Source organism: Cytobacillus firmus DS1, from assembly GCF_000565285.1.
In the GTDB taxonomy this organism is placed as follows: Bacteria; Bacillota; Bacilli; order Bacillales; family Cytobacillaceae; genus Cytobacillus; species Cytobacillus firmus_A.
Map to the genome: position 1 here is coordinate 15,091 of NZ_APVL01000012.1, position 22,946 is coordinate 38,036.

Sequence of the window (22,946 nt, forward strand, 5' to 3'; positions counted from 1 at the left end):
TTGCAGATTCCCCTTGTCTATTTGCAGATTCCCATCTATTTGCCAGATTCTCCAGATCTATTTGCGGATTCCCCTTGTCTATTTGCAGATTCCCCGTTCTATTTGCAGATCCCTCTGTTCTATTTGCGGATTCCCCGTTCTATTTGCGGATTCCCCGTTCTATTTGCAGATTCCTCTGTTCTATTTGCGGATTCCCCGTTCTATTTGCAGATTTCTCCAATCTATTTGCACTTTCCCCGTTCTATTTGCAGATTCCCTGGTCTATTTGCAAATTCCTATCTATTTGCAGATTCTCCAGATCTATTTGCAGATCCCTCTGTTCTATTTGCGGATTCCCCTGGTCTATTTGCAGATTCCAATCTATTTGCCAGATTCTCCAGATCTAATTGCACTTTCCACGTTCTATTTGCAATTCACCATAATTCAATCAAACGTTTGATTGATTAATAATTTTCCGCACAAAACACAGCTCTACTACGTTTGCCTCAAGCAGCCTATATATTTTCAAATTTTCTTCCCTTCTATACCAATAACTACTAAAAATATAGGTAACTCCTCCGATAACATTAGTAAGACCATAGCACTGATTTTTAAGTCATACAAAGAGGAGGGTAAGAAGACTTTCGCTTTTCCTAACCCGGAGACTTTTTAGCATGTTCCGTGTTACTGGGAGAATTGCTTTGCATATCCAAACGGCATCTTTATTAAGCATGAGGTTCATCAACAAGTACAGGGAGTTGTCGACATGAAAAAAATACGCATCTGCTCATTTGCAGTGATCGCCCTGCTGATCACAGCCTTCTTTTTCCTGCCAAGCACACAGGCAGCCAGTAAAGTTCATACAGTTTCGTCAAATGATACGGTTAAATCCATTGCTGCCAAATATAAGATATCGCCTGCCCAACTTTTGAAGCACAATGGATTGCCTGATGAAAAATTATATCCTGGCCAGAAACTGCAAATCAATTCTGCCACATATAAAAGCGCCCAATACCAATGGTATGAGCGAGGCAGGCAAATTGCGAGCTATGCCAAAACATTTGACGGATTTAAGAAGGAAATGGGAGAAGAGTCACCAGAAAAAGGGTTTGATTCCAGCGGCCTTATTTATTGGACACTGTCACAGCAAGGGATCCCTTTGGATCGCACGACCATTGACGGATTTTATAAGCTGGGGATGGAAACGGACTCACCAAAAGCCGGAGATCTTATATTTTTTGTAAAAAAAGATAAGACCGGAAAAGTAACAGAAGTGCTGACGGGCGGAATATACCTCGGTGATAAGCAATTTGTCCATTCCGGATATGGATCTTCTTCCGTTAAAGTAAAATCAGTAACTGACAAGTGGTTCAAAGATTACAGTTATGTCTTTAAAACCTTTACTCCTAAAGGAGAGCATGTGGTCCAAAAGGGTGATACCCTAAAAAGTGTTGCCGCGACATACAATAAAACACCATCTGCACTGAAAAAACTAAATGGACTTCCGTCTGACACCATCCTTGAAGGACAATTTTTACAGGTATACAATGAACCGCTATTTCCTTTCTATTCTGAAAAGGATGCTGCTTATAACAAAGCCATTGATGTTATCAAGTATGCCTATACATTCAGAGGCTATGAATATGTATGGAGCGAAGAAAGCCCTGAAGAAGGCTTTGACTGCAGCGGACTCGTTTATTATGTTATGAAACAGCATGATCTGGCAATCAGCCGTAAATCTGCGGCATCCTACTCAAGTTTGCTGGAAGTAATTTCAGAGCCGAAAACTGGAGACCTTGTATTTTTTGAAAATACAGGCACCCGCACAGGAGTTACCCATATGGGCATCTATCTCGGAAATGGCTATTTCATTAATACGACAGAGAGAGCCGGAGTGCATATCTCTCATCTATCATCATCCTTTTTCACTAAGAAGTTTCACAGTTACGGAGACAGCGCCTCTCTTTTTCAATAAAATGAAACTTCAATCAGTGGGGGGTTCCTTATCCCCCACTGATTGTTAGTCACGTTCTAGTGTCGCTAAGATCTCCGCTAGCGCTTAGATCAATCGACACTACGATCCCGATTGGTTCAACTAAGCCTCTGCCTGCGCGTCGGCAAGTTTCACTGTATCTCACCAATCGGCCTTTACGGGCAGTTTGACCCCCACTTATCCTCCTTTGATTTCTCTGAATCTTGATGTGGGGGGTTACTGCCCGTTAGACTTCGATAAAAGCCAAAGAAGACTGCCTATAATCACCAGGCAGTCTTCTTTAATCCAACTCTTCTTCTTTATATTTATTTGTCGCTTTTTCCAGTGCCTTTAAAAAGTCCTTATAGTTGTCTGTCTGCTGCTTTCGGTTGTTCATGGCAAAATCACGATCTTTAAAGAAGCTTTTCCTCAGCTTGGTTGAAAGCTCCAGCTGAACTCCCCCGCCTTTTTTGCCGCGGTTCACAATATTTTTCCTGCCTGTTCCGCCAAGGCGGTCAGGAGCATTTTCCACATCAAAGCCTGCATCTTCAAGAGCATCCTTTACAAGCCGCTTATACTTCTTATTTCTGCCGCCAACATAGACTTTTTCGTCATTCACATCACGGTAGCCATGAATGGACAGACTTGTTATCGCTTCCTCTGCCATTTGAACACCAGCCGGTTCATCATAAAGAGTCGAGGTAATATGAAGGATACTGTTATTCTTCGGTTTCAGCCCCTCAAAGATATAGGTGCTGGCATCAAGCCTTTCACCCAGATCCTCAGCCAATTCGCCGGTCCCGATCTCAATATTGCCTCCATGTATCGCAAAAATGGCTACTTCGGGGTTGCGCTCGTAGATTTTGATCCGATAATCGATATTCTCTTTTTCATATTTTTTCAATTCAGCAAAGCTGCGATATTCTTCAGGTCCCGTATTGCCGGGCAGCAATGATTTGATTATTAGAATCAGTAATATAATAACGATGCTAAAAAGACTTATGCGCAACATGGAAAAAACTCCTTATTATAAGAAGAAGCAAGCAGATCGTTCCGCTTACTTCTATGACTTTTTATGCTTGTGCATTTTCATACTGCTCAATTTTTTTCTGTTCATCAGGTGTTAACGTATCCGTGCGTTTAAGTGTGTTAAGTGTTGTTAATAGTGCTCCTACAAGTACGATTGGCAGGATCCATCCTGTTACTTTTTTTACTGTGTTCATTTCCCTATTTCCCCTTTTCGTGTTGTGCTCTCCAAATGCCGTTCCGCCGCGGATCGCCCGCTCCGAACATCGATTTCTCTTTTTGGCTCATAATGAGCCCCTGAACTCCCCCGTAAAACATGGGTGAAACTTTATGGATGACCTGATAGTCCCTGGCCTCTAACTCTGTCAATACATCTTTCCGGAATGGTGATTCCGTATGGATTGTACTGTTTTCAAATGTAAAACGGTCTCGATTTACGATTTCCTGAAGATCTCCTTCTCCTTTTGTGTAGGAATAAATCACCTGCATAAGAATCTGAGGAATTCTGTTTCCGCCTGGTGAACCGATGCCGATGACTTCTTCAGGGCTTATCATAACGGTGGGTGCCGTAAAAGTTCTGGACCTCTTGTTGGGTGCTTGCCCATTGATTCCGCCATCTGCGAAATTCTTCAGCTGATCATTCAAAAAGAAACCATTTGTATACGCCCCGGAACCGAAATAATTGCTTAATGTGTTGGTCGCGGAAATCACAGTTCCCTCTTTATCCATAACAACAAAGTGGGTCGTGCTTTCATGTTCTTCCTCTTCCTCCGCATACCGATTCCCGCTATCTTTTGCCAGTTCTTTTTTAAGAAGTGAAATATGATCATCGCTGATATATTTGGAAATTTCCTCTGCAGTTACACCGTCGCCTATATGAACTCTTCGGTCTTCATAGGATGCTTTCGCGATCTTTCCGATCCTGTCGATATATTCTGCCTGGTTTCGCGGATCCAAACCGGTCTCCTCTGCCAGCTTCAGCATTTGAAGAAGAGTTGTTCCGGAAAAAGGCGGGGGAGCTGTGAACACTTCATAGCCGGCAAATGATCCTTGAACCGGCTCCGAGTGCCTCACCTTATACCGCTTAAAATCATCAAGCGGAATGCCGGTCTTCGCTTGGACCGCTTTCGCAATATCTCCCTGATAAAAGCCAGCACTTCCTTTTGTCTGAATCGTCCTCAGTGTTTTAGCCAAATCCTTTTGGACAAGAATTTCACCGGGCAGAATCGCTTTACCGTTTGGGTAGAATCTTCGGGTACTGCCTGAATTCACCCTGTAACGGGCCGTCTCCAGCCGATGGGAAAATCCCCGGTCAACCGCAAACCCTTTTTCCGCATATTCAACGGCCGGATCGATAAGTCTTTTCATATCCTTAGTGGCGTATTTTTGATGGATTGCCTCCATCCCGGCAACCAGTCCGGGAACACCGGAGACGCCGGTGCCGCTATAAGTCGAAGGAGAGGTTTCCCTATAATCGATAAAATCAGGTTCACCTTTAGCAGGAATGACCAGCATTCCCCCGCCTCCTCCAATTCCTGACGCAAAAGGTTCAACAACGCCGAGTATGTAGGAAATGGCAATGGCAGCGTCTGCTGCATTGCCTCCGTTCTTCAGGACATTCATCCCTACATCGACCGCAATCGGATGGGAGGCGCTCACTCCATAGAATGCGTCAGTTTGTTTTTTAAAAGGTGTAAGAAGATTTTTTTCAGGGGACACACCCGTACAACCGGTAAGCAGGCAAACGGAAACAATCAGCTGCCAAAAAGTTCGGTTTCTCAATCCCGTGCCCCCTTAAAAAAGTGATTAGTTTTCTTTATTTTGACGTTTTTTCATGTGATCAATTACATGCTTATGATTTGCAATAATTTCAATCTTATTATCCTGCTTGGACCAATAAACATTTTCAGCAGTTTCTTTTGTTAATTGCCTGTACACCCGAAGCTGGTCGAAATAGCCGGTGGCCAGTCTTGGTGTGGCTTCTTCTATTTGAAAAGGAATCACATCGATCGTTGCTTTTCCATCTTCGGTCAGGTTATATTGGACCATTGCGGAATCCTTTGTACGCGTCCACCCCTGGTCAAACACGAAATTGCCCAGGCTGTAGAAAATGATTCCATCTTTGTAGACGTCAAACGATTGAAGTACGTGGGGATGATGCCCGATAATGATGTCAGCCCCGGCATCGACCATGGCTTTAGCCAGTGCTTTTTGGCGGGGAGTAGCTTCCGTATCGTACTCCTGTCCCCAATGGACATTCACCACTACCAAATCAGCATTTCCATGGTCTTCATTTTTCACTTTTTCTATCATGTCAAATAACACATCAGGATTTGCGCTCAATAGACCGTTTCGATCTTTTGTAGCGATTGTGCCTTCCACAAATGCATCAGTGAATCCAAGCGTTGCGACACGCACGCCATTAACATCCTGATAGTTGATATGTTCTTTGGCTTCCTTGCGATTCTCGCCTGCACCGACGTAATCCATGTTGTAGCGGTCAAACACATCCAATGTATCCCTTAAGCCTTCTTCGCCATAATCCATTAAGTGATTATTGGCAAGGCTCATTACGGTAAAACCGGCATTCTTAACCGCATGAATGGCATCCATGTCTGTGTGCAGATGAATGCTTTTTTCAGTTTCTGTATAGTCTGCAGCATCGTTTTTTAAAATAGGGTGCTCAAAGTTCCCGCTCACATAATCAGAAGCATCAAAATAAGGTTTTACATGGCGGAACAAATAATCGGCTCCATACCGGTTCGTTACTTCTTTAACATGGCGCCCCATCATAACGTCCCCGACCATCGTCATTGTCAGCTTCTGATTCTTCCTTGGCTCTACATCTTTCACTGCATCTGTTCTCCCGATCCAGGTCGATGCAACCAGAAAGATGACCAGAATCGGCACAATAACAGCAATATAGCGAAGGTTCTTATACTTCGTCCTTTTGATAAAAATAAGCAGTTTTTCCTGAAAATTTAAGGTTCGCTTCATTCCATTCACTTCCCTAGAACAAGTAGTACACGTTCATGATTCCGAACGTTAAACCGGATAACAGAAGCGTACTGCCAAGTGTTAATGGCATTCCTTGTTTTTGAATTGTGTTGGCAATTAATCCCGGAACAATGACCCCGATTCCGCGGAATTCAAAGATTTCAAATGGCATAACCGGGTAAAAATAATCGAGAATCAGCTTTAAGCAAATCCCTGTAATCAGCATGGCAGCAAATTTTCTTCTGCCGTACAAAATCACCCATCTGCCAATGCCGTGTGTAACAATTAAATAAGTTAAGATACTAATCAATAAGACCACAATCATAAAAACAGGCTGGTTAAAAACCAGTGCTAAATATCCAGGCACGACAAGGCCTGCAGGCAAGACACCTGTTTTTTCTGTAAAAATAAGACTTAGCGTTACACCCAATACAAGGGCAACATATAAATCGGCACCAAACATTCTTATCCCTCCCCCTTAACTTGCTTTTCTTTTTATGACCAATTCTTTAATGGCATCGATCAGCGGCTCTGCCGAACCATGAATATTTCCGACACCATAGACAATTCTGTTTTCCAGATAAGGTTCAAGTTCAGCCATAATTTCTTCTGTTGTATAATCTTCCAGATCCAAATACACTTTTGTATCCAGCTTATCTTCCTCATGAGCATCTGTAATGGGGTCAGTCGTCTGACCAATTGCTACGACCACTTCTGCTTTAATATAAGGAAGAACATCGCGGGCAAACTGTTCCGTGCGATCCACTCTGTCTGCACGGCAGTTCATGATAACAATAGGTGATTCTGTGCTGTACCCCAGCGTGCTCACACGCTCCCAGATTCTCAATGTGGATGACGCATCATTGGCTGCAAAACCATTTACAAAGAATGAAGGATTTGCATCGTCGCCAAAACGGGTAATTCTCATTGCCCCCGGGTCTGGATGAGCATTCAGCATCCCGCGGAATGCCGTTTCTTCATCAATTCCAAGCGCCTCTGCCACAGCCAGTGCAAGGGACGCATTATCAGGGAATACCATATAATCAAATTCGCGCAGGAATTCCTCTGTAATTCTGGAGTTGTCAGCCACAATCACTTGCGTGTTCCGTTCAGACGCAATTTTTCTGAAAAAGTCCAGATACTCACTCTCGATCGTAACCAGGTGGCCATTATAAGGAATGGTTGCTGTAAAAGCTTCCGCCACCTCATCAAGAGTAGGCCCCATTACATCCATATGGTCCTCGAGCACATTAACAATCACACCGATATTTGCCTGGATCATTTTGTTCTGGAATGTCAGCTGATAATCCGGCTGTACAGCCATACATTCGCAAACAAGCGCTTCTGCTCCAAGCTCAGCAACCTCTTTGACAACCCGGCGCTGCTCACCGATATTCGGACCTTCCGGCCTGCGCTTAATCGGTTTTTCTTCATCTGTATGCCAGTAAATCATACGGGCTGAAGTACCCGTGGTTTTCCCGACCGTTTTATATTCAGCTTCTTGAATGACACCCGTAATCAATCGGGTAACGGTCGATTTCCCGCGAATCCCGTTCACATTTACTCGAACAGGGATGGAATCCAGCCTTTTCTGATGCTTTCGCTGCTCCACGATTCCATAGATTACGAGAAATAACGCACATATAATGATGAGAGCCATTTGAACAACCTCTCTTTAAATATTTTTTTAACACTGTACAAGGCTACAACGTTTCAAACCTCCGTACAACCGGAAAATTATACTAAAATATCTTATAGGTCTTCTTTAACTGCTTGTGAATTTCCACAAGGACCCTCAACCCTTTTTCGTTAGTACTTTCAGAAGGGGCAATAGTTTGGATACTTTGGTTTTGTATGTGTAAATTTCATTTAATGTAAGTAAAATTACTATTTTTATATAATTTGGATTTAGTGTTCTTATTTGTAAATAATTATAAGATTTATCCATCCTGAGTTCGCCGGGCTTGTTACTTAGCAACAATTACTCTTAAAAGCAACATGAAAATGTGGTAAATTTATACTATAATACCGAAAGGAGGTAATAGGATAATAGACTCAGTTGCCCATGAGTATGCTGAGTTGAGGAACTGCACTTAAATAAATAATTTTTAGGAGGTTTTATCAGAAAATGAAAAAGATTTTAGGTACAGGGTTTGTCGTATTTATTTTTGCGTTCTTTTTCGGCCAGTTAACCTTTGCGCAAAGCTCTGGCATTTCTTCAGGGGTTCCGGTGACGGGTACTTTATCTTCAGAGGAAGCTGAGAATACATATTATTTCTCAACTGATAAAGATGGGGAAGTTTATATAACACTTGATGAAAGTACTGGCGGATTTTATATGTATCTCTACAATGAGAATGGAAATAGAGTATCTTCGGATTATTTCAGCTCCCGCGGCGGAAAAGCTGTTATTGATAAAAAAATTCAAAAAGGGAGTTATTATATAGTAGTAAAGCCTTATAACTGGAATGGAATCTCCAGTGCCAGCTTTAAACTGAAAGCCACCTATTCTTCCCATATTAACCGCAATGCTTCCTCTTTCGAGCCAAATGATACGATTGAAACAAGCCTGCCCGTAAAATCAGGTGAGGTTTATCAATCAGCCAGCGAATCAAATATCGACCAGGATGTATACCAATTTACAACCAATAAAGACGGTGAGGTTTATATTACTTTAGACGAAGCCGGCGGCGGATACTATATGTACCTTTATGATGAAAATGGAAATAGAGAAGCTTCAGATTATTTTAGCTACAGCGGCGGTAAAAGCGTAATTAATAAGAAAGTCCAGCAGGGTACCTATTATGTGAAAATAAAGCCGTATAACTGGAATGGCATCACTAGTGCCAAATATAGATTCAAAGCCACTTACCCTGGTTCCATTAACCGTAATTCATCTTCCTTTGAACCAAATGAAACATTTGAGACGGCAATGCCGATCAATTCCGGACAAAGCTACAGCTCCAGCAGTTACTCCAGCATTGATCAGGATACCTACCAATTTACAACTAATCGTGATGGTAACGTCCGAATTGCCCTGGATAATGCAAAAGGCGGATTTTATATGTATCTTTATGATGCTAATGGAACCAGAGTAAGCTCTGATTATTTCAGTTATGCCGGCAGCACAGCCGTTATCGATAGAGACCTGAAGAAAGGCACATACTATGTAAAGATTAAGCCTTATAACTGGAATGGTATTACAAGTGCTTCGTATCGTTTGCATGCTTCGTTCCCGGCACCGGCAAATGCCTGTGACCGTTATAAAGGCGTTTCAAAGATCTGGTGGGATGGCATTGAGCTGAAGCCAGGCCAAATCGGACGGTTAATCGTAAAGAAAGATACAACATTATTTAAATTAAACGGTGAACAGAAGTCGCCTTCCCGCACCCTAAAAGCAGGCGAATTTTACCGCATCTATGCTTTTAAACCTGGAATGCTGAGCGTCGGCGGCGGATATTATGTAGACCGCGATGCAAAAGTCACATATGAAACACCGAGCAAGGCAAAGCTAGAAGCGGTTAGATGTATTCAGAACCGATAAGTTAATAAAAAAGAAAGTCCTGCAGATGGAATCTCTGCAGGACTTTCTTTTTGGAGACATGGGGACGGTTCTTGCGTTTTGTAATTTACTTGAAACACAGGAACCGTCCCTTTGTTTTCTGTTTTCATGTCCTTGTTTTTTATATCTTGAACTTCTTAATCATTAGCTGAAGCTCATCCGCCATATCCGACAAGGAAGCAGCGGTTGCAGACATTTCTTCCATAGTTGCCAGCTGTTCCTGGGTGGCAGCTGAGATATCATGTGTACCGGATGCTGCTGATTTTGTGGCTTCCTCAATTACATTTGATGACTGAACCATCTGATCTGTCCCTGCTGAGATTTGCTGCGCTGCAATGGATACTTCATGAATTTGATTGGATGCATTTTCAGTAGAGTTCTGAATGCTTTCAAATGATTGGCCGGCTGTCGATACCATGTCGATGCCTTTCAGCACTTCCTTCTTAACAGCATCCATTGAAGTGATCATCATTCTGGTTTCTTCCTGAATCGTCTTAATGAGCTCCTCAATCTGCTTGGCTGAAGATGCAGATTGGTCAGCAAGTTTCCCTACCTCGCCGGCCACTACGGCAAAGCCTCTTCCCTGCTCTCCTGCTCTTGCTGCTTCTATTGCGGCATTTAATGATAACAGATTCGTCTGGGAAGCGATTGCAGTGATCACTTCAATAATGCTGCCGATTTCGTCAGAACGGCGGCCTAACTTATTAGCGGAATGGACTAATTCTTCAGCAATGCTATTAATAGAATGCATTTGAAGAACTGCCTCTTTTACCGTAACACTTCCATCGTTTGCATTAGTTGCAGCCAGGATTGAGATGGAAGAGGCTTCCTGTGCACCTGAAGCCACCTGCTGTATGGCAGCCGTCATTTCCTCTATTACCTGTGTCATCTTTTCAACACTGACCAATTGATCCTCAGCACCGGATGACACTTCTTGTATGCTTGCCACAATATGCTCTGCTGCTTTACTTGTATGTGTGGCACTGGCTGTCATTTCTTCTGAAGAAGATGCCAGCAGTTCTGAGCTTTCCTGGATATGGGCAATAACACTTCTGAGCCCCTTCATCATGCTGTTAAAAGAAGCGCCCAACTGACCGATCTCATCTTTTGAAGAATATGAAAATTCCGCCCGCAAATCTCCTTCTTCGGCCGTTTTCATTAACTCCTGCAGATTTTTCACCTTAGGCACAATCAATTTATAGATTATGAACCCTGTCAGACCGCAGATAAGAATGGCCAGCCCAAGCAATCCCAGCATCATAAAAGATGCTGTCTGAAAACTCTTGGAATTTGTTTCATTTAATTCCTGTGCACGCTGATCATTATAGGCAGTCAATTCATCCACAATTGCCCCTATTTCGCTGCGGAGAGGCTTGACACTATTGGTGAACATGGCATATGCTTCTTCATTCTTGTTGGATATTGCCAGTTCTTCGGTTTTCTTTAGCGCAGCGGAATACTGTTCAATTAATTCCTCATAATTCTTTAGCTTCCCCATCACATAATCGCTTCGGTTTTTTCCATATTCTTCAATAATGTTATTATTATCAGCCTGATTCGTTTCGATATTTTCCACTAATTTCTTTGTGCGTTCCGGATCGTTTGTTACCATCATTTCCATAATATATGTATCAATCTTCCGGTTATTGATCTGAACTGTCTCCATCTGTTTTATAGGAATGAGTCTTTCCTCATACATAAGTTCAGTGTTCTCGGCCATCCTTTCCATATAAAGGAATCCTGTTAATCCAACTCCGATAATAAAGAGCAGGGAAACAAATATTAACATTAAAAGTTTATTACCAATTCTGATATTTTTCACCTGTAAACCTCCCGTATATCATAAAATCGCATAGTCCTTTATCCCTATATATACTTTACAATATTAAGCGTTTTTCGTTTTTTATATTCAGGCATGAAAGGTACAAAAACAGACTATTTAGTCCGAAATTCCGGCATAATATGCCATATTTCGTACATTAGACAACTCTCCTGATTTGCATATAAAGAAATACAATTATCCGTTAAAAGAAAAACAAAAAGAGAATGGACACTGCCATTCTCTTTCACAAAGCTGGAAGGATGGTTAACAAAATTTCATCCGTTTCTCAGTATGCTCCACATACCTTCACACCATTCCGGCCACACCTCTTCGCCTCATAAAGGGCAGTATCCGCGCTTTTCAAAAGATCTCTGTAAGAAGCACCATCATGAGGATAAAGGGATATGCCAATGCTTGAAGTGGTATGAAGTTCATATTCCCCAATGACCCACGGATCCTGCAGCTTCATTAGTATCCGTTCGGCAATCATGGCGGCATCTCCCACATCGTTCATTTCCGGCAGCAGAATGGTAAACTCATCTCCGCCTTGACGGGCAAGCGTATCACTTTCCCGCAGGCAGCTTTTCACTCTTTCAGAGAATTGCTGAAGCAGTGCGTCCCCTATATCATGGCCCAGCGTATCATTGATGTGTTTAAATTTATCCAGGTCCAGGTACATGATGGCCAGTTTGCGCCCGTAGCGCTTTGCTTCTTTCAGGGCTTGTTCAGCCCGCTCCTGAAACAGACTTCTGTTTGGCAGGCCGGTAAGCATATCATGGAACGCCATATAGCTTAGTTTTTCTTCAAGCATCCTTCTTTCAGACACATCCCTGGAAACCACCTGAAGGTACAGTACTTCTCCTTCATCATTTATGACTGGTTTTCCATGGGCTTCTACCCAAATCCAATATCCATTGGCATGCTTGAACCGAAACTCTGCCACCTGGCTTTCTTTTGTCATGAGCGCTTTGACAAATTGACTCTCCACATTCATGCGGTCTTCAGGGTGAACAAGGTCAAAGCCCAGCTGATTCACCAGCAAATGCGGCGGAAAGCCGAGGATCGTTTCATACGATGGCGAAGCATATGAAATCCTGCCTGCCGCATCGATTGTAGTTACTAAGTCGGTCATATTGTCTGCAATGAGCCTGTACTGCTCCTCGCTTTTTTTCATGGCCAATTCCGCTCTTTTTCTTCTGGAAATATCCTGCACCATCATAAGCACAGCGGGTTCACCCTCATGCTCCAGGAAAATCCCAGTCACCTGAACATCGATCACCTCTCCATCGAGCCTGATGACTTTCTCCTCTGCCGGAGGAATGGTTTCCCCCGATTCCCTGAGTTCTGCAATACGCTTCCGGACCAATTCAGCTGATTCCTTATGCGCAAAGTCAAGAACAGATCTGCCCATTAAGTCCTCGAGTGAGGAAGCGCCGAGCAACTCGATACAAGCCGGGTTGGCATACGCAATCTTTCCTTTTATATGCACCACAATGCCTTCAGGAGAATGTTCAACCAGCCGGCGGTATCTTTTTTCACTATTTTTCAATTCATTTATCATTCTTTTACGATCGGTTATATCCTTGAATTCTGTCAATGTGGCCCATTCGCCATCATATTTCAGGGAAACAGAACCGACTTCAGCGTCAAAGATCGATCCGTCTCTGCGGAGCAGCTGAATTTCTGTAAAAGGAATTGTCTGGCCTTTTGATGCCGTCAAGATCCTTTCCTTTGTTTCATCATGATAGCCGGGATGAATATAGGAGAAAATTGATTTTCCCATGAAATCATCGACCATAAGCGAATCTGCCGCAGCCTGATTGGCATAAAGAATCTTCCCCTCATGATGAATGACAATTCCCAGCGGAGACAGCTCGACAATCTTCCTGTTTCTTTCTTCGCTTTCAATCAGGGCTTTCTGGGCTTTCTGTTCTTCCGTTAAATCCAGAGCAATCCCATATACCCCAAGGATCTTGCCGCCTGCGATGATTGGCACCTTTGTCACCAGCAAAGGAACTCTGTCTCCTGTCTTATGAATTACAGCGCACCTGTACTGCAGAGTATTCCCTTTCACAGCTTCTGCAAATTTCGCTTTACTTTGCACCAGGCAATCCGGAGCAACGAGTTCCTCAAAAGAAATGCCGCGAAGCTCATCCTGTGAAAATCCGGTCACCCTTTCAAAAGCAGGATTCGCCTTGATAAGAGAACCATTTACATCCATGGAAAAAATAGAATTATGATTATACTTAAATAAAGATTTATATTTTTCCTGGCTGATTTTCAATGCTTCCTCAGCCTGTTTTTGTTCGGTAATATCATTCCGGATGGAAACATACCGATAAGGCTTCCCCTGTTTATTCAGGAAAGGAACAATCGTAGTATGCACCCAGTAATGGCTGCCATCCTTTGCCCGATTGCGCACCTCTCCACGCCAGGTGTTCCCCCTTCCAATCGTCTTCCACATCTCCTTGAAAAAGTCTTTGGAATGGTAGCCGGAATTCAGGATGTGATGGTCCTGTCCAAGCAGCTCTTCTCTTAAATATCCGGAAATTTCACAGAATGTATCATTTACGAATTGAATGATGCCTCTTTGATCAGTGATGGCGATGATCGAGGAATCATTCAGCGCCCGGTTTACATCACTTAACTCTTCAAGTGACTCCTGCAAAGCCTTCTCACTCTCAGCCAAGGCATTTTTTATCATTCTCTTGTCCTTATTATTTCCTCTGGACGCTATAAAAAAGATCAGGATGGATGTTACAAATATATATATGGTTTTCTTTACTGTCAGAAGAAGGGGAAGCATGTCAGAATGGGCAAACAGACTTTCAATAATTGAATCGGAGAATAATATCCATATAATGACGAACAAGGAATAAAAAATGGTCATCATTAATGGAAACCGGTTAGCAGCAATAAAGCGACTGAACTGCTCTTTGATTATGGACATCTTCCTGAATGCCTCCTTTTATATAAGTAATTCGCCACAAAATGTTCTAATGAGATATTATACCAAATGAGTCTAAAGAACCTATTGAAATTCAGGTTATATCAGTTAAATAAAAGAGCATATAAAGTCCATATTTCCCCATTTCAAACTAAAAATCTGCCATTATAAGCATATTGTCCGTTTCCAACCCCATCAAATTTTCAGCAAGGTTAAAAATCTGCACTTCACACACCTCAAAAATATAGTAAAATATTTATATAATAGTATATTTTTACTAAATCACTCCCCCATGAAAGGTAGATTCCCTATGTCAGCAGGACAGGCAATTGAATTATTAAATCACGCGGCCTTCAATGATGAACTCCCTCCATCGCAAAACCTTATGCAGCAGTATGAAAAGATGATTGTCACAACGCTGCTGCGTTCATTTGCACTCGATTTTATGATTAAAGACCAGAATGGCGGGAATGTGGACACGCCATTGACAGCGAGACAATATGGTTTGAAGGACGAGGATGCACAAAAGCGCTACGATCTCAAAAATCGCGGTGATTATTCGGACAAGAATGTAAGAAAGCAATACCACAGCAATAACTTCATAGATCGAAACAGAGAAGCTTCCGAATTAAAAAAGCAAGGGAAACTTACTGATGCCTATACAGGACAGAAGATTGCCCCAAACGGAAAATATGACCTGGATCATACCATTTCCGCAAAAGAAATTCATGATGATCGAGCCGTATACCTGGCAAATTTAAACGGAGCGGATTTAGCGGTTGCCGATTCCAATCTAAACCATACAAACCAATCCATTAACCGGGCAAAAGGCAAAAAAACAATGGATCAGTTTTTAGCTGATTTGAACAAGAAACAGAATGAATATGAAACCCGGATAACCCAGCTGAAAAAGGAGAAGAACTTAACGGACAAAGAGAGAAAAGAGTTAAATAAGCTGACAAATTTAAGCCAGGCCAATGCAGAAAAAATGAAGGAAGCCGACGCGAAAGCACGGAAAGAATACAATAAAACCATTACGAAAGCCTATTTAAGCGACAAAAAGACCTATATTAATGCCGGGAAAGATGCCCTGAATACCGGCTGGAAAATGGGCGCCCGCCAAACGCTTGGGCTGATCCTGGCTGAAGTTTGGATCATTGCCCGCCAGCGCTTTCCTCTCATTATGGAAAAAATGAAAGGAAAATTTTCACTAAAGGAATTTCTTTTGGAAGCGGCCGGGGCATTTAAAGAAGCTTTCCTGGCTGTGAGGGAGAAGTTCAAGGAGCTGATTACTGCTTTTGCAAACGGCATGCTGGCAGGAATTCTTTCCTCTATATCAACATTTATCATTAACTTCTTCACAGGAACAGCCAAGCACGCAGTGAAAATGATCAGGGAGTTCTGGGGTAGTATTACCCAAATTTTTGACCTCCTGGTTTTTAACCGCCAAAATCTTTCACCGGGAGAATTAGCACGGGAAATTTCAAAGGTTGTCAGCTTAGCGGCAGCCGTGCTTGCGGGGACTCTTGTGGCAGAAAGGCTTGAAAGCACAGGCATCGGCGATCTTCCTGTCATAGGAGAAGCATTGACCATATTCTTAAGCGGCCTTACAACCGGTGTCATCAGCATTTCGCTCGTATATTTCATTGACCATTCAAAAGAAATTCAGAAACTGGTGAAATTCCTGGATGGATTTGCTGACCAGCTGGAGTTAAAGAGGCAGCACTATGCACAGCTTAATGAACAAATAAAACAAAAGGTAAGCGAGTTATCCAGCCTTCCGATCGATCAGCTGAATAAACAATTGGCTCATGTTCAGATGATGACACAGCAAATGAAGCTGGCTGGCACTGATGATGAGCTGAATGAGATTGTGACTAATACAATAAGAACGATGGGCCTCAATTTGCCATATCAGGACCGTGAAGGCTTAACGCAATTCATGCAGGATAAACAGGCCGTATTACATTTTGAATAGGAGTTTCAGCTATGGGTCTATTTGATAAATTAAGAGATTTAAAATTGGATGTGGAAATAAAAGCATCAGATCTAAAATATGCCGTTAGTGATAAATTTGAAGATGTGAAATATTTTGTTGAAGACAAGGTGGATGATGTCAAATTCTTTGTTGAGGATAAAGTCGATGATGTGAAGTATTTTGTTGGCGAGAAGGCAGATGACATGAAATACTTTGTCAGCGACAAAGCCGAAGATCTAAAAGACTTCGCGGAGGATAAACTGAAGATAAAATCAAAAGGCGATGTAGCTGAAGCGGTATCTTATGTACTGTTCCCTCAGCAGATCCCTTTAAAGTTTATCATGAGTTCTGTCGGAAAAAATGCAGCTGCCAACATCCAGTCAAAAAATGATCAGTTAGCCGGACGGGTTAAAGTACTCGATGGCCTGCAAAGCCACGGTGCGGAACTGGAGAAAAAAATACAGCACCATTTTTCCGGGATTCAATCTGTCAGCGCCCAGCTCCAGGATCAGCTGAAATTGTTTGCGGAATGCTTTGAGCGGATTCACAATCGGCCAACTTATGGGATTAAGGAATCAAATGGCCTGATTTCGTTCGACGAGGACTTCGATACACCTGTAATAATGGCGGACTTCGCCAGGTTTGATGAATATCTGGTGAATCTCTATGAGGAGAATGCCGGCATTCTGCAAGGTTTGCTGCGCACCCCTGTATTTGCGGCCATATTGAAATTCCGAGAAAAAACGCTGATGAACAAAATCGATAATGTCCGGTCAGAAGTAAATGAATGCATTAAAAGCATGAGGCCTCTGGTACAATACTTAAACCAATTGAACCTGACATCTGCCAAAATGGCCAGAGAACTGAAAGCACTCGATTCCATCTTCAGCCAGCAGGTTCAAAAGCTTTCTGCCATAGTGGCCGAAAAAACAGATTTTAAACAATTCAGCCAAAACGACACTACCGTTCTGGACACCAATATTAAGCTCGTCCAAATCATTGTATCGCTTCTCAACACACACCTTTTTAATGTTGAGGAAGTTTCTGAGCAGGGCTTTGCTAAAGTAAATTCGGCTGAAGTCCTAAGGGTGGTACAGGAATCTGAAAAAGTGAGACTTCACAGTGGTGCTGCAGCGGCAGCTTCGCTTTGAACTTAATGGAAAAAAACGGGGCTTTTGATCGGAGAGCCCCGTTTCAATCCGGCCAAAAGCCAGCAGCGGCAGACAATTGAAAGTGTTCAATCAAACGTTTGATTGATTTCGGAATATCCACCAAGCACACCAAAAGATTTGATGCACACAGATGGCATGTACTACTTCACACCGCTAAGACAAATTTCGGGGTGGGCCTGACACCCCTGCTGCATTTAGCTATTATGGATAATAACCAGCTTCATCTCCGTCATCTCAGCAATGGCGTATTTGCAACCTTGGGGCCTTTCTGCTTGGCTTCCTCAATCCAGCCAAGTGTACGTACCACTTCCCTAGGAGCGATTAAATGCTGAAACATCTGTTTCCGGATCTAACGGAACATTTATAACGCTTCTAAAAAACAGCTAGTATGAGATAAGAAAGGAAAGCCTCAGAGCTTTCTCTCCAAGGAAATTGGCAAACTAAAAGTGCAGGACTATTATGCATAGGAAAAATGCGAAGTCCTGCACTCTTATTTATATTTCACCCATCTAAGATCAGTCCTACCGCCTTATGCGGTTAACCCCTCAATTCCTCAATTCTTTCGTTTCCTCAAAATCAACAGTCAAATCATCCTTAATAACAACCCCATAAACTTCCTTCGCCTGTTCGACCGTAATATAATCATCCAGCACATCCTCAAGCACCTGATTGATTTCCCGCTCCAAAGGATTGCCGTATCCTGCCGCGTTAGGTGTCCTGATTTCCAATATGTCACCTTTTTTAATTTTGAAGTTTGTCAGTTTCGCATGAAGGCTTTGTTCCCTTTCCGTATTAGGGTTAAGGGTCATGGCACCTGTTAATCCGTCCTGTCCTCCATAGACGCCGCGCGGAGGATCGGTATGGCGGTCACCTTCTCCAGTGAATAGTGTATCACTGAGGAACTCCCAGGTTCTGACTATCCCTTTGCCGCCTCTCCATTTTCCGGCAGCAGCCCCTTCATCCCGGAGCTCATAACGGGTACAGCGCATCGGCAGCCTCATTTCCAGCTCTTCGATTGGATTATTGCGGGTGTTGGCAACAAGATTATCGACACTATCCAGACCATCTTTTCCATAGCGCCCGCCATATGATCCTTCATTTACTTCAATATAAACCCAGTAATTTCCGGACTCATCATTGACTCCGGCATAGGAGTTAAAGTGAACATGAGCGGAGTTACCGGCCGTTGTTTTATCCGGCAATACCTCTGATAGCGCCAAGTTTATTTGGTCTGCTAGCCGCTGTACTTGATTAATCCTTGCTGTACAAGAGGCAGGCGGCTTTGGATTCCAGATGCTTCCGTAAGGAGCTTCCACTTTAATAGGCTTGAAGATTCCGCTGTTTTGCGGGATAAACACATCAGAGTTGGCTTCATCGAGCAAAATGGCACGGACGATTGTATAGGTTGCCGGCAAAGTGGAGCCGGAATATGGAACATTATAGGCTGTTTCTACCTGGTCGGAGCTTCCTGTCAGGTCTACTGTAAGGCTGCTGCCCTCTACCTTCACGCTTGTCTCAATCCTCAGGCGCTCCCCATAGTTACGTCCATCATCATCCAGCCAGCCTGTTGGCGCTTTATAGACGCCATCCGGAATTTTCTCGATTTCCTTCCGGAGCATTTCTTCCGAATAATCCATCCACCGCTTTTCAGCAGCCTGGATCGTCTTTCTGCCATAGCGTTCGATCAGCTCAAGGTAACGCTTCTTCCCGAGCTTGGCAGAAGCGATCATCGCTTCTACATCACCCTTGTTTTCTTTTGGTGTACGGACATTTTCAAAAATATGCCTCCACATGTCTTCATTTTTTACACCTTTGTTATAAAGCTTTACAGCATTATAATGCTTTCCTTCAGCATAAACATCCACTACATCAACCATAAGGCCGGGAGACATTCCGCCCGCATCCAGTACATGTCCTGTGTTGGCAGCGAATCCAACAAGCTCTCCTTCATGGAAAATCGGGAGGATGATGGCTAAGTCCGGAGTATGGGATGCTCCATAATAAGGATTGTTGTGTAAAATAATATCCCCATCATTGATATCATCCCCTAGAAAGTGACGGACCCCTTGAATATAGCCAGGCAGTGAACCGATATGCATAGGAGTTGAATCACTTTCACATAATTCATTTCCTTCCGGATCAAACAGGCCAGCTCCCAGATCTTCTGATTCGCGAATAATACTCGAGTATGCCATCCGGTAAAGAACCAAAGCCATTTCTTTTGCAATGGCATTAAAGGAACCAGCGATTACGCCCAATGTGACAGGATCAATTTCAGCTGTTAATGTTTTATTTGTCATAGATTTACAATCTCCCTTCCAAGGTAAAAATCTATTCATATCGTTACTTCTTAACCAGGAAACAAAAACAATAGATTACTTCGCAGCTGCAGCATAAGCGTTAAACTTCTTTTGAATCCTTGTACGCATATCTATGACAATATTGCCAAAAGCATCAAAAGTGGCCGTACTGTCCGGAGGAAGAATGGTTGTGCTGTCTTTTTGCTGGATGACGGCTGGGCCAGCTAATGTGGTTCCAACAGGAACATCCTCACGATAAATAAATGGGGTTTGAACCTCCACCAATTGATCCTTGTTCCAGAAATAAACCGGATATTTTGGATAGGAATCTAAAGAAAATTCTTCATTTGCATCCTTCACAAATAACTGCTCTTTCTCAGACTTTACAAGCCCAATCCCGATGACCCGGACATTAATGGCAATGACCTCCTGATCCGGGAACCTGCTTGCATACTCGCGTTCATGTGCTTCATGGAATCTCTCGATGACTTCGTTCACCCATGCTTCATTGATTTCCCCATCCGGTGCATCCACGCGAAGCTCATAGCCCTGCCCTTCATAGCGGCAGTCAACCACACGGCGGAGGACAGTCTGTTCATCACTCAGTCCATCTGCCTTCAAGGATTGAATCGATTCACTTTCAAGCTTCCCAATGACGGATTTAATATGGCTGACCTCCGGATGGGTTAAGCTGCCCCATAGCGTGTGAACCTTTTCATAGGCGATATCACTAGCCAGGAGGCCCATAGCAGCCGTAATTCCAGGAAATGGAGGAACGACGACATTCGGAATATTTAATTCTTCAGCGATATCACAGGCAAATAACGGGCCGGCACCGCCTGCTGCCACTAACGTAAAGTCCCTTGGGTCATAGCCTTTACGGACACTGTTCATTTCAATGGCATTGACCATGTTATGGGTCATAATTTTCAACGCACCTGCTGCAGCCTCTAATGGAGTCATATTTAGTTTGGAAGAGATATGCTCTTCAAACGCTTTTTCTGAAAGTTCTTTATTGACTTCCATGGACCCGGCCAGACTGCTGTTCGGATGAATTCTTCCCAGCATCACCTGGGCATCTGTAGAGGTTGGGAGTGTTCCGCCGCGGTTATAGCAAGCAGGGCCCGGATCTGCTCCGGCACTCTGTGGCCCTACCCTGAAAATGCCCCCTTCGTCCACGTGGGCAATGGAACCGCCGCCTGCCCCTATCGCATCGATATCAACCATCGGAACCATCGCATTGTATTGGCCAATGCGTGTATCCAATAAATGCCGCATTCTCATCTCGCCATTAGGGGCCACGCCAATGTCGGCAGATGTCCCGCCAATATCCAGGGTAATGACATTTTCAAATCCGGCATTTTTGGCCGCCTTTATTCCGCCGATTAATCCGGCAACCGGACCTGAAAGGAGAAGGTTAATCGGTTTTTCAGCAGCAACCTCAGCTGTTGCGATGCCCCCATTTGATTGCATGAGCAGCACACTGGATTTAACCTCCATATCCTCTAATACTTCCTCCAGGCGCTTAATATAACGGCTTGTCTTAGGACCGATGAAAGCATTCAGCGCAACAGTGCTAAAGCGCTCATACTCGCGATACTGAGGAAGGATCTCATTACTTATGGACAAATACGCTTCAGGAAATTCCTCTTCAATAATCTCCTTTACACGGGCTTCATGGGCAGGATTCTTAAAAGAAAAGACAAAGCATACAGCAATGGAATCTACATTTTCAGCCTTTAGCTTCCGCACCTGCTCCCTTGTCTTTTTTTCGTCAAGAGGGATTAACACTTCCCCGCCGGCCCCAATTCTCTCGGGAACGGCAAGCCGGTTGCGTCTTTTAACAAGCGGGTACTTTTGCCAAGGGAGGTCCTGATATAAGGAAAAATTATATGGACGCTTATGGCGTGCTATATGAAGAATGTCCCGGAAGCCTTCTGTCGTAATCATTCCGACATTCGCTCCATTATGTTCAAGGACAATGTTTGTCGCTACGGTCGTTCCATGGAAAAATTGATCAATCTTTGAAGGATGAATTTTTGCCATTTCACATATCTCGGTCACGCCATTAATGACAGCCTCCGAAGGATCTGCAGGAGTTGACGGCACCTTATGTACCCAAGATTCATTTGTTTCCTCATTAATCAAAATCAAATCCGTAAACGTTCCTCCAACATCGACACCAAGTCTTATCACAATGATTCCTCCTTAAGTTTCTATTTATTTTAAAATTCAGAAATTAAACTTCAGAACTCCCCTTGGAAGTACTCACCCCCCTTAAAAGGTTCAATTAGGCTATTTATTTAAGGAAATTTCCTGAAACAGATGAGGCTTTCGATCTGATAGGAATGTGTATTGACTGCGTGACTTTACTAATTCGTTTTGATTCAAGACAGCTGATAAAACAGCTTCCTCATTATGATCCGCAGTTGCACGGATTTCTCCATTTGGATTGACGATTTTACTATGCCCAAGCCTTGACCATGTCCCAATGTCCTTTCCGATCATGTGGGAGCCGCCGCCATTGCAGGCAATCACAAACGTTTGGTTTTCAACGGCCTTTACCTGGGGCAATTTATCCCAGAAGGTCTTTTTATGCTCTGCATCACCGATTCCGCCTTTTTCTCCGCCTTCCCAAATGGATGAGGTTATCACAGTGATCTCGGCTCCCTTTAAGGCTAGTATTCTAGTAACCTCCGGAAACATGCAGTCATAGCAAATGCATATCCCAATTTTCCCTAATGGCGTTTCAAATACTTCGATATTTCCGCCTGCTGTGAAGTATTGTTTTTCAAGTCCCGGAAAATGAATTTTACGTGCAACCCCAATGATTCCCTCCGGTCCGATTAAGGCAGCAGAGTTATAAATCACGCCAACCACTTCAGATCTCTCGGCAAACCCAACAACTACATAGCAATTGTGTTCTTTAGCCTTCATTTTAATGCGGTTCAACTGTTCACTATCCGGAGTAATCGTTCCGGTGTTCCAGTATTCTTCTCTGCCATTTTCATGGTGTTCATAAAAATTGGTAACACTCATCTCAGGGAAAACAATTAATTCATTTCCTTCCTGGGACAGCCTTTCTATTTGTGTGTTAATGTACTCAACATTCTTGTCCATCTCTCGCATGGGCCATGGGGAAAATTGGACAAGGGCCGCCTTTACGGTTGATTTCATATAGAAAACTCCCA

15 protein-coding genes are annotated in these 22,946 nt (G+C 43.2%); 4 read left to right on the top strand and 11 right to left on the bottom strand.

Annotated elements, in window-relative coordinates; translation table 11 throughout:
- Positions 1-745 precede the first annotated feature (745 nt).
- Positions 746-1,954, top strand: coding sequence for a C40 family peptidase (locus tag PBF_RS16010; protein ID WP_035330952.1), 1,209 nt, complete (start codon positions 746-748; stop codon positions 1,952-1,954).
- 298 nt (positions 1,955-2,252) lie between these two features.
- Here PBF_RS16010 and PBF_RS16015 read toward each other — a convergent pair whose 3' ends face one another.
- The 6 genes from PBF_RS16015 to pgsB all read right to left on the bottom strand — a co-directional run bounded on the left by PBF_RS16015 (position 2,253) and on the right by pgsB (position 7,634).
- Positions 2,253-2,963, bottom strand: a complete 711-nt coding sequence (locus tag PBF_RS16015) for a poly-gamma-glutamate hydrolase family protein (RefSeq protein WP_035330953.1) — start codon at positions 2,961-2,963, stop codon at positions 2,253-2,255.
- A 61-nt stretch (positions 2,964-3,024) separates the two neighbouring features.
- On the bottom strand, positions 3,025-3,174 hold the full coding sequence (locus PBF_RS26535) for a CapE family protein (protein ID WP_200870058.1): 150 nt from the start codon (positions 3,172-3,174) through the stop codon (positions 3,025-3,027).
- Between the two features lie 4 nt (positions 3,175-3,178).
- The gene (locus tag PBF_RS16020; RefSeq protein ID WP_035330954.1) at positions 3,179-4,759 is read right to left on the bottom strand and encodes a gamma-glutamyltransferase family protein; all 1,581 of its coding nucleotides are present in this window, start codon (positions 4,757-4,759) and stop codon (positions 3,179-3,181) included.
- 24 nt (positions 4,760-4,783) lie between these two features.
- Positions 4,784-5,974, bottom strand: coding sequence for a CapA family protein (locus PBF_RS16025; protein ID WP_035330956.1), 1,191 nt, complete (start codon positions 5,972-5,974; stop codon positions 4,784-4,786).
- Positions 5,975-5,987: 13 nt separating this feature from the next.
- A complete protein-coding gene (gene pgsC / locus PBF_RS16030; RefSeq protein ID WP_035330958.1) occupies positions 5,988-6,437 on the bottom strand; it encodes a poly-gamma-glutamate biosynthesis protein PgsC in 450 nt (149 codons plus the stop codon).
- A 15-nt stretch (positions 6,438-6,452) separates the two neighbouring features.
- Complete coding sequence (gene pgsB / locus PBF_RS16035) at positions 6,453-7,634, bottom strand: poly-gamma-glutamate synthase PgsB (RefSeq protein ID WP_035330960.1); 1,182 nt, start codon at positions 7,632-7,634, stop codon at positions 6,453-6,455.
- Between the two features lie 468 nt (positions 7,635-8,102).
- Between pgsB and PBF_RS25510 the strand changes: the two genes are divergently transcribed.
- Positions 8,103-9,518: a PPC domain-containing protein gene (locus tag PBF_RS25510; RefSeq protein WP_081757294.1), complete on the top strand. Its 1,416-nt coding sequence runs from the start codon at positions 8,103-8,105 to the stop codon at positions 9,516-9,518.
- Positions 9,519-9,657: 139 nt separating this feature from the next.
- On the opposite strand, the gene PBF_RS16050 is transcribed toward PBF_RS25510, so the two are convergent.
- On the bottom strand, positions 9,658-11,358 hold the full coding sequence (locus PBF_RS16050; RefSeq protein WP_035330961.1) for a methyl-accepting chemotaxis protein: 1,701 nt from the start codon (positions 11,356-11,358) through the stop codon (positions 9,658-9,660).
- Positions 11,359-11,644: 286 nt separating this feature from the next.
- Positions 11,645-14,062 carry a PAS domain S-box protein gene (locus PBF_RS24960; RefSeq protein WP_430515287.1) on the bottom strand — a complete coding sequence of 806 codons (2,418 nt, stop codon included), beginning with the start codon at positions 14,060-14,062 and terminating at the stop codon, positions 11,645-11,647.
- A 553-nt stretch (positions 14,063-14,615) separates the two neighbouring features.
- Between PBF_RS24960 and PBF_RS16060 the strand changes: the two genes are divergently transcribed.
- Both PBF_RS16060 and PBF_RS16065 read left to right on the top strand, forming a co-directional pair.
- Positions 14,616-16,283 carry a hypothetical protein gene (locus PBF_RS16060; protein ID WP_035330963.1) on the top strand — a complete coding sequence of 556 codons (1,668 nt, stop codon included), beginning with the start codon at positions 14,616-14,618 and terminating at the stop codon, positions 16,281-16,283.
- 11 nt (positions 16,284-16,294) lie between these two features.
- A complete protein-coding gene (locus tag PBF_RS16065) occupies positions 16,295-17,434 on the top strand; it encodes a hypothetical protein (RefSeq protein WP_035330964.1) in 1,140 nt (379 codons plus the stop codon).
- Between the two features lie 566 nt (positions 17,435-18,000).
- Here PBF_RS16065 and PBF_RS16070 read toward each other — a convergent pair.
- The 3 genes from PBF_RS16070 to PBF_RS16080 all read right to left on the bottom strand — a co-directional run bounded on the left by PBF_RS16070 (position 18,001) and on the right by PBF_RS16080 (position 22,932).
- Positions 18,001-19,755 carry a hydantoinase B/oxoprolinase family protein gene (locus PBF_RS16070; protein WP_035330965.1) on the bottom strand — a complete coding sequence of 585 codons (1,755 nt, stop codon included), beginning with the start codon at positions 19,753-19,755 and terminating at the stop codon, positions 18,001-18,003.
- 75 nt (positions 19,756-19,830) lie between these two features.
- Entirely contained in the window at positions 19,831-21,951 is a 2,121-nt protein-coding gene (locus PBF_RS16075; RefSeq protein ID WP_051488904.1) for a hydantoinase/oxoprolinase family protein, read from the bottom strand.
- Between the two features lie 99 nt (positions 21,952-22,050).
- The gene (locus PBF_RS16080) at positions 22,051-22,932 is read right to left on the bottom strand and encodes a carbon-nitrogen hydrolase family protein (protein ID WP_035330967.1); all 882 of its coding nucleotides are present in this window, start codon (positions 22,930-22,932) and stop codon (positions 22,051-22,053) included.
- Positions 22,933-22,946: the final 14 nt, after the last annotated feature.